At 67.7% G+C, this 12955-nt stretch carries 15 protein-coding genes; 2 read left to right on the plus strand and 13 right to left on the minus strand.

The window, feature by feature from the left end; all coding sequences use genetic code 11:
* From cbbX to A3CU_RS0123720, 3 genes are read right to left on the minus strand one after another with little or no spacing between them, the layout of a single operon-like run.
* A complete protein-coding gene (cbbX, locus tag A3CU_RS46280; protein WP_245617288.1) occupies nt 1-1011 on the minus strand; it encodes a CbbX protein in 1011 nt (336 codons plus the stop codon).
* A complete protein-coding gene (locus A3CU_RS0123715; RefSeq protein ID WP_027944412.1) occupies nt 1008-1439 on the minus strand; it encodes a ribulose bisphosphate carboxylase small subunit in 432 nt (143 codons plus the stop codon). The genes cbbX and A3CU_RS0123715 overlap by 4 nt, the downstream gene beginning before the upstream one ends.
* A gap of 15 nt (nt 1440-1454) precedes the next feature.
* Nucleotides 1455-2903: a form I ribulose bisphosphate carboxylase large subunit gene (locus A3CU_RS0123720; protein ID WP_027944413.1), complete on the minus strand. Its 1449-nt coding sequence runs from the start codon at nt 2901-2903 to the stop codon at nt 1455-1457.
* 368 nt (nt 2904-3271) lie between these two features.
* Between A3CU_RS0123720 and A3CU_RS0123725 the strand changes: the two genes are divergently transcribed.
* The gene (locus tag A3CU_RS0123725; protein WP_043842273.1) at nt 3272-4243 is read left to right on the plus strand and encodes a TIGR03557 family F420-dependent LLM class oxidoreductase; all 972 of its coding nucleotides are present in this window, start codon (nt 3272-3274) and stop codon (nt 4241-4243) included.
* On the opposite strand, the gene A3CU_RS0123730 is transcribed toward A3CU_RS0123725, so the two are convergent.
* The 9 genes from A3CU_RS0123730 to A3CU_RS46285 form a co-directional block, all read right to left on the minus strand.
* Complete coding sequence (locus A3CU_RS0123730) at nt 4240-6069, minus strand: complex I subunit 5 family protein (RefSeq protein WP_245617290.1); 1830 nt, start codon at nt 6067-6069, stop codon at nt 4240-4242. The two genes, A3CU_RS0123725 and A3CU_RS0123730, sit on opposite strands and share 4 nt — an antisense overlap.
* Nucleotides 6070-6071: 2 nt before the next feature.
* Nucleotides 6072-6419: a sodium:proton antiporter gene (locus tag A3CU_RS0123735; RefSeq protein WP_027944416.1), complete on the minus strand. Its 348-nt coding sequence runs from the start codon at nt 6417-6419 to the stop codon at nt 6072-6074.
* On the minus strand, nt 6419-7165 hold the full coding sequence (locus A3CU_RS0123740; protein WP_027944417.1) for an MnhB domain-containing protein: 747 nt from the start codon (nt 7163-7165) through the stop codon (nt 6419-6421). Before A3CU_RS0123740 ends, A3CU_RS0123735 begins: the two co-directional genes overlap by 1 nt.
* On the minus strand, nt 7162-7401 hold the full coding sequence (locus tag A3CU_RS0123745) for a Na(+)/H(+) antiporter subunit B (protein WP_027944418.1): 240 nt from the start codon (nt 7399-7401) through the stop codon (nt 7162-7164). Before A3CU_RS0123745 ends, A3CU_RS0123740 begins: the two co-directional genes overlap by 4 nt.
* Nucleotides 7398-7703: a monovalent cation/H(+) antiporter subunit G gene (locus tag A3CU_RS0123750; protein ID WP_027944419.1), complete on the minus strand. Its 306-nt coding sequence runs from the start codon at nt 7701-7703 to the stop codon at nt 7398-7400. The genes A3CU_RS0123745 and A3CU_RS0123750 overlap by 4 nt, the downstream gene beginning before the upstream one ends.
* Nucleotides 7696-7965: a monovalent cation/H+ antiporter complex subunit F gene (locus tag A3CU_RS0123755; protein ID WP_027944420.1), complete on the minus strand. Its 270-nt coding sequence runs from the start codon at nt 7963-7965 to the stop codon at nt 7696-7698. Before A3CU_RS0123755 ends, A3CU_RS0123750 begins: the two co-directional genes overlap by 8 nt.
* The gene (locus A3CU_RS0123760; RefSeq protein WP_027944421.1) at nt 7962-8420 is read right to left on the minus strand and encodes a Na+/H+ antiporter subunit E; all 459 of its coding nucleotides are present in this window, start codon (nt 8418-8420) and stop codon (nt 7962-7964) included. The genes A3CU_RS0123755 and A3CU_RS0123760 overlap by 4 nt, the downstream gene beginning before the upstream one ends.
* Nucleotides 8421-8489: 69 nt before the next feature.
* Nucleotides 8490-9914, minus strand: a complete 1425-nt coding sequence (glnA, locus tag A3CU_RS0123765) for a type I glutamate--ammonia ligase (protein ID WP_027944422.1) — start codon at nt 9912-9914, stop codon at nt 8490-8492.
* A 168-nt stretch (nt 9915-10082) separates the two neighbouring features.
* Nucleotides 10083-10700, minus strand: coding sequence for an SRPBCC family protein (locus A3CU_RS46285; protein WP_063628878.1), 618 nt, complete (start codon nt 10698-10700; stop codon nt 10083-10085).
* A gap of 235 nt (nt 10701-10935) precedes the next feature.
* Here A3CU_RS46285 and A3CU_RS0123775 point away from each other — a divergent pair, with 235 nt between their 5' ends.
* Nucleotides 10936-12486: a N,N-dimethylformamidase beta subunit family domain-containing protein gene (locus A3CU_RS0123775; protein ID WP_027944423.1), complete on the plus strand. Its 1551-nt coding sequence runs from the start codon at nt 10936-10938 to the stop codon at nt 12484-12486.
* A 56-nt stretch (nt 12487-12542) separates the two neighbouring features.
* On the opposite strand, the gene A3CU_RS0123780 is transcribed toward A3CU_RS0123775, so the two are convergent.
* Entirely contained in the window at nt 12543-12926 is a 384-nt protein-coding gene (locus A3CU_RS0123780; protein ID WP_027944424.1) for a four-helix bundle copper-binding protein, read from the minus strand.
* Nucleotides 12927-12955: the final 29 nt, after the last annotated feature.

Below are 12955 nucleotides of genomic sequence, written 5' to 3' on the forward strand. Positions count from 1 at the left end.
TCAGGGCGTCGCCGGTTCGCCGGTCCGGTGCTCCGAAAACACCCGGCTGGCCAGGAAGTCCTCGGGCTCGAAGGTCATGAGGTCCTGCTTCCCGCACGCGCGGGCGGTGGCGGCGACCAGCCGGCCGGCCTGCCGGAGCCGGGCGCGTTCCAGCGCGTTGCGGACGCTGCGGGCATTGGCGAACAGCGGCCGCCGCATCCTGATCTCCAGGTATTCGCGGAAGGTCGCCTCGGATTCCGCGGAGAAACGGTAGTTCTCCCGCTCCAGCATGCGGTGCGCGATCGCCATCAACTCGTCCGGCGCGTAGTCCGGGAAATCGAGATGGTGCGCGATGCGTGAACTCATGCCGGGGTTCGAGTGGAAGAAATCGGCCATCCGGTCGGGGTATCCGGCGAGCACCACGACGAGGTCGTCGCGCTGGTTCTCCATGACCTGCAACAGAATTTCGATGGCTTCCTGGCCGTAGTCCCGTTCGTTCTCCGCGCGGTAGAGGTAGTACGCCTCGTCGATGAACAGCACACCGCCCATCGCTCGCTTCAGGACCTCCTTGGTCTTGGGCGCCGTGTGCCCGATGTACTGGCCGACCAGGTCGTCGCGCGTCGTCGCCACGAGGTGGCCACGGTCGAGGTAGCCGAGCCGGTGCAGCAGTTCCGCCATGCGCAGGGCCACGGTCGTCTTGCCCGTGCCGGGACTGCCGGTGAAGCACATGTGCAGGTTGGGCCGGGTCGCGGTGAGGCCGAACCGCCGGCGCACCCGGTCGATGAGCAGCAGTGAGGCGATCTCCCGGATGCGCGCCTTCACCGGAGCCAGCCCGACGAGTTCCGCGTCCAGGGTATCGAGCACCTCGTCGATGTTGGACTCCCTGCGCGCGGCGGCGAGGTCGACCGTCGCGTCGGGCGGGAGCGGCGTCTCGGCCGGCTTGTCCGGTTCGTTCGGCTTCTCCGGTGGCGGCTCGTCCGGTGGTTCACCCGGCCGCCGGGGCATCGCGAAGCCGCGTTGGGTGCCGTTCATCGTGGCTCGACCGGGTACCGCTCGCCGGCGGGAGCGTCAAGGGCGTACGGGTGCAGGGCATAGCGCAGCCGCCGGTCCACGTCTTCGTGGCGGTCGAGCCGGAATCCGGGTTCCTCCGGCGGCCGGTTGACGATGAATGACAGTGCCGTCGTCTGCCGGCCGTACGACGCGTCGTAGGCGTTCACGCGCACATACCGGTTGGGATAGGCCCTGCGACACTCGTTCACCTCGTACAGCACGCCAGCCGCGTCATGCAGGTCGAACATCGGCAGGCCCCACATGTCCCAGTAGTGGTTGCGGGGGTGCGGATCGTCGGTGTGCTCGACGGCCAGCGACCAGCCGTTGTCCAGCGCGTACTGGATCTGCCGTGCGATCTCGTCGTTGGTCAGGTCCGGCAGGTAGGAAAAGGTGCCTTGAGTGATGCGCATGCTCGGCTCCTGGAGTTACAGCGGCGTGGGTGTCTCGACAACGTCGGGCACGTCGGTCGAGGTGTAGTTGAACGTGATGTCGCCCCAGGTGGACAGGGCGATGTCGAGTTCCCGGCTGTGCTTCGCCGCGGCCTTGAGGATGTCCTCGCCTTCGGCCAGATAGTCACGGCCTTCGTTGCGCGCCTTGATCATCGCCTCCAGCGCGACGCGGTTGGCCGTGGCCCCGGCCGCGATGCCCATCGGATGGCCGATGGTGCCGCCGCCGAACTGCAGGACCACGTCCTCGCCGAGGAAGTGCAGGAGCTGATGCATCTGGCCGGCGTGGATCCCGCCGGAGGCGACCGGCATGACGCCGGGAAGCGATGCCCAGTCCTGGTCGAAGTACAGGCCCTTGACCGGATCGGCGGGAACCTCGTTGAGGCGCAACGTGTCGTAGAACCCGCGCACCGAGTTCGGGTCGCCCTCCAGCTTTCCGACGACCGTGCCGGCGTGCACGTGGTCCACCCCGGCCAGGCGCATCCACTTGGCGATCACCCGGAAGCTCACCCCGTGCGCCTTCTGCCGGGTGTAGGTGCTGTGGCCGGCGCGGTGCAGATGCAACAGAACCCCGTTACGGCGCGCCCAGCGGGCCATCGACTGGATCGCGGTGTAGCCGACCGTCAGGTCGATCATCACGATCACGCTGCCGAGCTCCCTGGCGAACTCGGCACGCTCATACATGTCCTCCATCGTGGCGGCGGTGACGTTGAGGTAGTGGCCCTTGATCTCGCCGGTGTCCGCCTGTGCCCGGTTCACCGCCTCCAGGCAGAACAGGAAACGGTCGCGCCAGCGCATGAACGGCTGCGAGTTGATGTTCTCGTCGTCCTTGGTGAAGTCCAGCCCGCCACGCAATGCCTCGAACACCACGCGGCCGTAGTTACGGGCGGACAGGCCGAGTTTGGGCTTGACCGTCGCGCCGAGCAGGGGGCGGCCGTATTTGTTGAGGTATTCGCGCTCCATCACCACACCGTGCGCCGGGCCCTGGAACGTCTTGGTGTAGTGCGGCGGGATCCGCATGTCCTCCAGCCGCAACGCCTTGAGTGCCTTGAAGCCGAACACGTTGCCGATGATCGAGGAGGTCAGGTTCGCGATCGACCCTTCCTCGAACAGGTCCAGTTCGTAGGCGATGTAGGCGATGTACTCACCGGGCCGTCCGGGCACCGCCTCGACCGCGTAGCACTTGGCCTGGTAGCGGTCGTACGTGGTGAGCCGGTCCGTCCAAACGACCGTCCACGTCGCCGTCGACGATTCGCCGGCCACCGCGGCACCGGCCTCCTCCGGCGGCACCCCGTCCTGTGGGGTGATGCGGAACGCCGCCAGCACGTCGGCCGGCTTCGGCTCGTAGTCCGGCTGCCAGTACCCCATCTCCGCGTACGGGATGACCCCGGCACCCCAACGTTCGGTGGGCTTTCCCTCCGATGTCATCTTCGCTCCTGTCGATGGCGGTGACCCTGAACGTCACCATCGTCGCCACGCAGGAATGAAAGGACCAGCGACTATTCGCACGCATACCTGAGCGATTACTTGATAGTTCCAAGCTGCGCGAGTCCCACACTCCCGTCGCGCGTGTCCCACCTTCCCGTCGCGCGAGTTCCACCTTCCCGTCGCTCGAGTTCCGCCTTCCGGTAGACGGGAACGTGGGACTCAGACGACGGGAACGTGGGACTCGCGCCGCCCGAAGCCTGGCCGCTGGAAGTCGTGATTTCTTACGACATCTTGGCGTGGTGATCTACCTGATGGTGCTGCTGGCCGTTGCCCTGCATACTCGGGACACCCAGGGGTAGTTCTACCTGATGCGTACGGGTTACATACTGGCCTGCGAGGAATTCGGGCCGGCGGAGTTGGTGTCGCAGGCGCGGCTGGCCGAACAGGCCGGCTTCGAGGGACTGTGGATTTCCGACCACTTTCATCCGTGGAACGACCAGCAGGGGCAGAGTCCGTTCGTGTGGTCGGTGATCGGAGCGTTGTCGGAGGCCGTCCGGTTGCCGGTGACAACGGCGGTGACGTGTCCGACGGTGCGCGTACACCCCGCGGTGATCGCACAAGCCGCGGCGACCGCGGCGGTGCAGCACGAGGGGCGGTTCGTGCTTGGCGTCGGCAGCGGCGAGGCGCTGAACGAGCACATCCTGGGAGATCGGTGGCCGCCGGCCGATGTCCGGCTGGAGATGCTGGAAGAAGCGGTCGAGGTGATCAGGGCACTGCATCGCGGCCGTGAGGTCACCTACCGCGGGCGCCACTACACGGTGGAGAACGCACGAATCTACACCTTGCCAGCGCGATCGGTGCCGATCTATGTGTCCGGTTTCGGGATGAAGTCGGCTCGGCTCGCTGGGCGTATCGGCGATGGCTTTATCTGCATGATGCCGAATGCCGAGCTGGTGCGGGCGTTCCGCGATGCCGGGGGCGGGAACCGGCCGGCGCAGGCGGGTATCAAGGTGTGCCACGCGGACAGCGCCGAGGAGGGCCTGCGGATCGCGCACCGGACCTGGCCGCATATCCAGCTTCCCGGTGAGCTCTCACAACTGTTGCCATCACCTCGCCACTTCGAGCAGGCATCCCAGTTGGTGACCCGGGAGAGCATGGCCCAGCAGGTGCCTTGTGGCCCGGACCCGGAGCCGTACGTCGAGGCGGTGCGCTCCTATGTCGATGCTGGTTTCGACGAGATCTACGTCCAGCAGATCGGGCCAGGGCAGGAGGCGTTCTTCCGTTTCTGGGAGCGCGAGGTGCGTCCGGCCATCGCGGAAGTGGCGGGTGAGAAGGCTTAACCGAGGATGAGCAGGCCGGCCAGTACCGCGGAGCCGAACGCCAGCCAGGCCGTGTAGTCGCCGATGTGCCCGGAATGAAGGCGGTGCAGGGCCGCGACGACAGGACCCATCGCCGTGGACGGGCGGCGGACCAACCATGGCAGTCGTGACGCGTACAGCGCGAGAAAGGCCACTACGCACGCTGCCCCGGCAGACACGAAGCCCAGGATCAGTCCGGTCGGCTCCCAGGTGGTTTCCGGCACGCCGCCGGCTGGAGGTGCCGCTGCCGCTCCCAATGCCTGAGCCGTGTAGCCGCCGGGATCGGCGAACAACGCGGCGGCCGGACCGCTCGCCCGGGCCAGGCCCGGCACGCTGCCCAGCGCCAGGCCACCGGCCAGGAGCAGGGCGATCGCGGCAAGGATCGGCAACGGGGTGTACTTGGTCGGCGGCCGCTCGTCCGGTTGCTCATCGCGTCCGGTGACGACCTCACCGGCGGTTTGCCGCTCCGGCGGTGGCGGCCCAATGCGGAAGTAGACGCGCAGCGCCACGCGCAGCACCGTGCCTCCCGTGACCGCCGACACCGCGATCACCAGGGCCGTGAGCCAGGCCTGGCCGCCGGCGTTCTCGACCAGGGACTTGCCCAGCCCGGTGCCGAAGGGCGGCAGTCCCGCCAGGGCGAGCCCGCCGAGGACGAACAGGGCGCCGTTGAGCCGGCGGTCGCATGCCTGGCCGTACAGGCTCACCTCGTCCAGGCTGCGATAGCGGTTCAGCAAGGCCCCGGCGAGCAGGAACAGGGCGCCCTTGATCGCGGCGTGCCCCGCGAGGTAGACGCCCGATCCGGCCAGCCCCAGCGCATTCAGGGCCGCCAGGCCGAGCAGGAACAACCCGATGTGCGCGATGGTCGAGTAGGCGAGCATTCGCTTGATATGCCGCTGAGTTACGCACATCGAAGCACCGACCACGGCGGTCGCGACCGCGATGACGAGCAGCGTGCGGTGGATTGCGGTCTCGGGTACCACGCTCCGGAAGGCCGTCCAGTACAGCCGGGCGACCGCGTACACACCCAGCGGCGCCATCGTGCCGGAAAACAGCACGCAGACCGGGGACGGAGCCACCGCGTGCGCGTCGGCGAGCCAGAAATGGAACGGCACCGCGGCCGCCTTGACCAGCCATCCGGTGACGATCAGCACGAACGCGGCGCGAACGAGGATGTCCGCGGGTTGCCCGGCCAGCGCGACCGACAACTGTGGCAGACCCAGTTGGCCCGTTCTCGCGTACAACAGTCCAGTGCCCACCAGGGCCAGGTAACCGCCGAGTGAGTTGATCACGGCGAAGGTGAGTCCACCCTGCACGGACTCGGGCTCCTCGATCTTCAGGGCCGCCAGCGCGTAGGCGGCGGCCCCCATGAGTTCGAAGAACACGAACATGTCGAACAGGTCGCCGGTCAGCACGAACCCCGTCATGCCGGACAAAAACAGCAGCATCAGGGCGTGGTAGTGCGCCTGGACATCGTCGAAGTAGCGCCAGCCGAACAGCAGCGCGCACACGGTGAGTGCCGCGATCAGCAACGCGAGCGCCGCGGCGGCCCGGTCGGAGACCAGCACGATACCGACCGTCAGGCCCGGACGTGGCTGCCAGCCACCCGACCAGGTCACGACCCGGTCGCCGGCCGTGACGTGAACCAGCACGCCGGCGACGAACACACCGATCAGCGCGACGGCGGTGGCGATGCTGTCGATCGCGACCCGCGGCAGCCATCGGCCGATGGCGAGCAGCACGCAGGCGCCGCCTACCGGCAGGACGATCAGCACCGCCGGCAGCGACTGGGGTGTCAGGATCGCCGACACGCTCAGCCCCGGAGGTGATGCAGTTCGTCGGGTACCACCGTGCCGTGCTGTTTCGCGACCTGAATGACCAGCGCGAGCAGCAAGGCCGTGACCGTCGCCGACACCACGATGTCGGTGAGCGTCATGGCTTGCACGACCGGATCGACCACCGGCGACCCCGGTGGTTCGCTGGAGCCGAAAATCGGGGCCAGCGCGCCCTTCTGATAGCCGATGGCCAGTAACAGGACATAGGTGCCGGACTGTGCGACCGACACGCAGACCACTGCGTGGACCAGGTTCTTGCTGCGGACCACGCCGAAAACACCGGCGAAGACCAGCCACATCGCGACGAAATAGGGGTAGTAGGACATCACGATCGACCGGTCCCGTCGCGGCGCATGGCGAGGTCCTGTTCGAGGAACTGCGCCAGCAACACGACCATCCCGGAGGCGACCGCGATGCCTACGCCCACGCTGAAGATCGGCACGGTCCCGCTGGAAACCAGTTGGCCGAGTTGGCCGGTCGGCAGGACGTTGGCCAGCAATCCCGCGCCCAGGGCCAATCCCGTGATCCCGAGCGCGACCACGGCGCCCATCCCCACCGCCTCGCCGATCTCGTACCACCGCAGCGGGCGCAGGCGCCGCAGGGCCGGATAGCTGCCGGCCACGTAGAGCAGGTGCAATCCGGTGGCCAGCACGACGCCGCCCTGAAAACCGCCGCCCGGCGTGATCTGCCCGTGCAACACCACGTCCGCCCCCAGTACCAGCGTGATCGGCAACAGCAGGTAGCCCGCCAGCGCGGTTGCCCGCAGCGTCCGGCCCCCACCCGGTGGGCGCAGCCGGTGTTCACGTTCACCGGGCCGCAACAACACGGCCGCACCGATGACCGACGCCAGCAGGATGGCCTCCTCCCCGAGGGTGTCCAGCCCCCGCAGGTCGAAGTTGACCGAGGACACGACGTTCGCCGTGTTGCGGGCGAGCGCGGCCGCGACCGCCGCATCCCGGTAGCCGTGCTGGGTGCCGCCGAAGGCGGGCATTCGCAGCAGAGCCAGTGCCAGCATCACACCCAGGCCAACGGCACCGAGCGCGAAGACCAGCCTGCGGGTGCTTCCCTTCATCGGCGCCTGCCCGAGGTGATGCGCACAGTCAGCAGCACCATGAGCGGCACGATGGCGCTGCCCACCGCGAACTGCGACAACGCCACATCCGGCGCTTGCAGCACCATGAACAACACGGTCAGCAGCAGCCCGTAAACCGACAGCGTGACGGCCTGCCGCTTCGGATCGCCCGTCAACGCCACGATGCTTCCGCCCACGCCAACGAGCGTCAGCATGATCAGCGCCAGCGCGGTCATTCCGGGGATTCCTCCACGGTGTCGCCGCTTCGTTGCGCGTTGACCCGCCCGATGGCCGCGCCCAGGACCGGGCCGGTGAGCACGAGCAGGAGCACGATCACCAACACGGTCGCGGTGGTCAGGCTCAACCCGCCGGCCGTGGCGGCACCGGCTCCGATCAGCGGTGCGGCGGCGGAGTTGAGCACGGTCAGGAAATGCAGCCGCCGGTAGACCGAGCCGGAGAGCACAACGGCCAGTGCCGCCAGGACCGCGACCAGCGTGCCGGCACCGACGAGTACCTCGGCCGCCACCCCGCTACCCATGCCGGTTCCGCGGGCCTGGCGCCAGCAAGCGCGTGTACACCAAGGTCCCGGCGAACGACAGCACGACCACCACCAGCGGCAGCACCAGATAGCTGGACTGGCCGACCCCCATGCTCAGCAGGACGAGCAGCAACACGGACAACGAACTCGACAGTTGCAGGCCGACCAACCGGTGCGGGGCCGGTCCCCGGGACGACGCGATCACCGCCGGAACCAGGCCACCCAGCATGAGGGCGCCGGCCGCCCACAGCCAGAAGTTCACCGCACCACCGTCCGCTCCCACCCCTGCCTGCCGGGCGGCATCCGGTGAACCAGCAGCGCGTCGTGCTCGCTACTCGCGTCGAGCACGACTGTGCCCGGTGTCGCCGACAACATCACCGTGGCGACGGCTTCGTGCGCGGCCCGCTGGGCCTTCGTGTCGTCCCCGCACAACCGGACGGTTTCGAGCACGCTGTTATCGCGCTTGAGGACCGCCGCGAACACTCGCGCCGCGTCCTTCGCTACGGCCCATGGAAGCACGAGGAGCCCACGCGCCCACCTCAACCGAAGACGCCAGTCGTTCCGGCTTGCCTGGCCGGCCACGCGGGCCACGAGCGCACCCGGCACGGCGATCGCCCCGGCGGCGACCACCTCCTGCCAGGACATCTCCGTGACCGTGGCGAGCCAGAACAGCACGAGTACCGCCCACCAGGTCCCCAGCTCGAGACTTCGCCGCATCTCGTGCTTCCTCCCTCCTCGCACGAGAGCGGAAGTACCCCTGCCCGAGGCTCCTGAAACGGTTTCGCCTCACACGTCGTAGCTGAGCACGAACTCGTAGGGATGAGGGCGCAGGCGAAGCGGGTCGATTTCGTGTTCGCGCTTGAACTCGATCCAGGTTTCCACCACGTCCGGGGTGAACACGCCCCCGGCGAGCAGGAACTCGTGGTCGGCTTCGAGCCGGTCGATCACGGCGTCCAGGGACGCGGGGACCTGCGCCACCTCGCGGGCCTCCTCGGGCGGCAGCTCGTAAAGGTCCTTGTCGATCGGTGCCGGTGGTTCCAGCTTGTTCTTGACCCCGTCGAGCCCGGCCATCAGCATCGCCGAGAACGCCAGGTACGGGTTGCCGGCCGAATCGGGGCACCGGAACTCGATGCGCTTGGCCTTCGGGGAGGCTCCGGTTACCGGGATGCGCACGCACGCCGAGCGGTTGCGTTGCGAGTAAACGAGGTTGATCGGTGCTTCGAAGCCGGGCACCATCCGGTGGTAGGAGTTGACGGTGGGGTTGGTGAGGGCGAGCAGGCTGGGCGCGTGGTGGAGGATGCCGCCGATGTAGTGCCGGGCGAGGTCGGACAGCCCGGCGTAGCCGGTTTCGTCGTAGAACAGCGGGCCGTTTTCGTCCCACAGCGACTGGTGACAGTGCATGCCCGATCCGTTGTCGTTGTACAACGGCTTGGGCATGAACGTCACCGTTTTCCCGGCCTGCCAGGCGGTGTTCTTGACGATGTACTTGAACAGCTGCAAATCGTCGGCCGCGTGCAACAAGGTGTTGAACCGGTAGTTGATTTCGGCCTGGCCACCGCTGCCCACCTCGTGGTGCGCCTTTTCCACCTCGATGTCCACCGCGGCGAGATTGACCACCATGGCGTCGCGCAAGTCGGAAAAATGGTCCCGGGGCGGGACCGGGAAATATCCGGCCTTGTACGGGGTCTTGTAGCCGAGGTTGCCGTCGGGCTCCTCCCGGCCGGTGTTCCACCAGCCCTCGATGGAGTCGACCTGATGGAAGGCGCCGTTTTCCGTGTTGGCGAACCGGACCGAGTCGAAGATGTAGAACTCCGCTTCCGGGCCGAAGAAGGCGCGGTTGGCGATCGTGGACTCCGCGATGTACTGCTCGGCCTTGCGGGCGATGTTGCGCGGGTCGCGGCTGTAGGGCTCCCGCGTGAACGGGTCGTGCACGAAGAAGTTCATCATCAACGTCTTTTCGGCCCGGAAAGGATCGAGGCGGGCCGTGTACGGGTCGGGCAGCAACAGCATGTCCGACTCGTGAATCGACTGGAAGCCGCGCACCGACGAGCCGTCGAAAGCCACCCCTTCCTCGAACGCGTCGGCGTCGAAGGCGCTTGCCGGCACGGTGAAATGCTGCATGATCCCCGGCAGATCGCAGAATCGGACATCCACGAACTGCACCTTCTCGTCCGCGATGAACCGCAGGACTTCCTCGGAACTGGTGAACATCGAAGCCTGCTCCTTCCCCGGCCGCGATTCCAGGAGAAAGAAATCACGGTAGCAGCGTTCCTGCTGCTGTGGCGAGATCGCGGGGCTTCGGTGAGGCCGGGCAGGCAGTCGCTGTTCCAGGCGATCGCGCAGGGTGACCGCGTCGCGCGGGTGGCGTTGGGTCCCGGCTCAGCGGCGCGCCGGACCTGGCCGATCAGCGGGCGATCGTGGTGGCCGCGTCGGCTCAGCGTCACCCGACTGACCCGCGGTCGGTGCCGATCGCTGCCGTGGGGGAGTGGGTGGCGGCAGGCGATCCGGTTCGTCCGCCGAGTCCGGGTTCATCGCCGGCAGCGGCACCGTCACCTGTGGCAGGGTGGTTGTTTCCAGATGACGTTTGAGGCTGGCCCAGATCGTCTTTTCCTGCCGCCTGGCCACCGCGACGAGGACGGGCGCGATCAGCTTCCGCAACCCCTTGACCCGGATCCGCCACGACCACCTCATCCTGGTGCCGCCGGGAACCGGTTCGAAGATCAGCGTTCCGGTCACGTCGGCTCTGGCCGTGGTGGTCCGGCTGGACAGCCGCCGGGGCCGGTCGAAGTCGGTGAATTCGATGGTCATTTCGAGCGGGTGCCCCATGGACTCGGCAAACGCGACGAAACGGGTGCCTTTCCCGATGGGGCCTCCGGTGACCTGTTGCGCACTCGTCATCGCGGGGTTGTAGAGCAGTTCGTTGCGTTGGTCGGCGACGAAGTCGAACACCGCGTCCATGGTGCGGCCGATCACGATCTCACCGTCGATGCGACCCATTTCCCGTCCTTCCTGCCGGCCGGCATACCGCCTGTGTCAGCGCGAACACGGACTTTTGAATGACCGTCCGCCCTCAAGGAAACCGGTGGCCACATCACCGCGCCGTCTTCGGGCCGGGCGGATCGCATTGTGGAAAGGGAACTTCCGGCGGAACCACCCGGCCCGGGCGAGCAGCGCCCTCCGTATTCGCAAAACGCGGGTGGCCGGTATTCGGTCGCGGCAACATACTACGGCTATGAAGCGGCGGGGGGCGATGCTCGGCCTGGCTGTGGTCCTGGCCGTGACGGCGGGTTGGCTGAGCGGCCCGGCCGCGCCGCCGCTGGCGCCCGCGACCCCGGTAACGCCCCGGGCGGCCGCTCCGGCGGCGGGCACGCCGGGCTGGGAGATCACGCAAGCCGGGCCCGAGCATGCCATCGAGGGCTTCGCCGACCGGGTATCGGTGCTGCCCGGCGACGACGTACGGCTGTTCGTGAACACCACGGCAACCTCTTACACGGTTACGGCATACCGGATGGGCGCCTACCGTGACGCCGATGCCCAACGGGTGTGGGTGTCGGCGCCCCAGCCCGGGCACCAGCAGCCGCCCCCGACGGTGCAGGAACCGACCAACACCGTCGTCGCGCCGTGGCAGCCGTCGCTGACGGTGTCCACTCGGGACTGGCGGCCCGGGGACTACCTCTTCCGCCTCGACGGCGACAACGGGGCCCAGCAGTTCGTCCCGCTGACCGTGCGCACCCCGTCCAACGCCGGAAAGATCGTCATCATCAATGCCGTCACGACCTGGCAGGCATACAACCGTTGGGGCGGCTACAGCCTCTACACCTCGCCCTCCGGCGGGAAGGCGCAGCGGGCCCGTGCGGTTTCCTTCGACCGGCCCTACCAGGCCGCGGACATGCAGGGCGCGGGCGACTTCCTTTACTTCGAACTGCCCCTGGTCCGGTTCGCGGAGAACTCGGGCCTGTCCCTGGGCTACGCCACCGACGTCGACCTGCACGCCGATCCGCACCTGGCCGACGGCGCCGCGGCGATGGTGACGCTCGGGCACGACGAGTACTGGTCGGCCGCGATGCGTCGCAACGCGACCGCTGCGCGCGATCGCGGCGTGAACCTCGCGTTCTTCGGCGGCAACGAGGTCTATCGCCACATCCGGTTCGAGCCGACGCCCCTTGGCCCCGACCGGCTTGAAGTGGACTACAAGTCCTTCGCCGAAGACCCCTACCACATCACGAACCCGTTGGAGGCCACGCCGGAATGGCGGTCCCCGCCGTTTCCGCGCCCGGAAAGCGTGCTGGTCGGCGGTTTTTACCAGTGCAACCCGGTGCACGCCGACTTCCGGGTGGCCGACGACGCCAACTGGCTGCTCGCCGCCATCGTCCACAATGGGCAGTCGCTGCCCGGGATGGTCGGCAACGAGTATCAGAGCGTCGACCTTTCGGTGGCCACCCCCCGGCCGATCGAGGTCCTCTTCCACTCACCGCTGACCTGCCAGGGACGGCCCGATTTCGCGGACACCACCTATTACACCGTGCCCAGTGGCGCGGCCGTGTTCGCGGCCGGGACCCAGAACTGGATCTGCGCGCTGGGCCCGCGATGCGCCGCCGACCACGACGACTCGACAACGCGGGCGGCCATCTCCGCCATCACACTCCGGTTGCTGCGTGCGTTCGCCGCCGGCCCCACCGGACGAAACCACCCCGCCGTCGACAACCTCGCGACGCTCGGAGTCCGGGGCGCGACCCCGAACCCGGCACCCGTCGTGCCGCCGGACAACTCGAGTACCCCATAGCGTCACCGCCTGTTCTCCGCACCGCATCGGGTAGAGAACAGGCGGCGTTGCAGTGGTTACGCGGAGCGCGTCATGGCGTCCTCGGTCACGGCGCGGCAGGCGTCGGCGCACCGCTTCATCATGTCGACGGCCTCGGTCAACCGCGGGTCCTTCGCCTTCTGGAACATCTCGGAGCCCATCCGGCACATGTCGGCGCACAACTCGCACATTCGAGCGCACATGCGCATCATGTCGCGATCGCTCTTCATGCTGGAAGAACGCATCAGCATGTCCGCGCACATGCGGCACATATCGGCGCACGAAATCATCATGTTGCCGATACGCACCATCTGGTCCCCGCCCGTTTCCATACAGTGTGTGATCATGCGCTCGGACATGTCATGACACTGGTTACACATGTCGATGCACTGCTGGACGGGGCTGGTCATCTGACGGGCCACGGTAATCTCCTCACAATCGCGGTGACGGG

Origin of the sequence: Amycolatopsis taiwanensis DSM 45107, assembly GCF_000519205.1 — a bacterium.
Taxonomy (GTDB): Bacteria; Actinomycetota; Actinomycetes; order Mycobacteriales; family Pseudonocardiaceae; genus Amycolatopsis_E; species Amycolatopsis_E taiwanensis.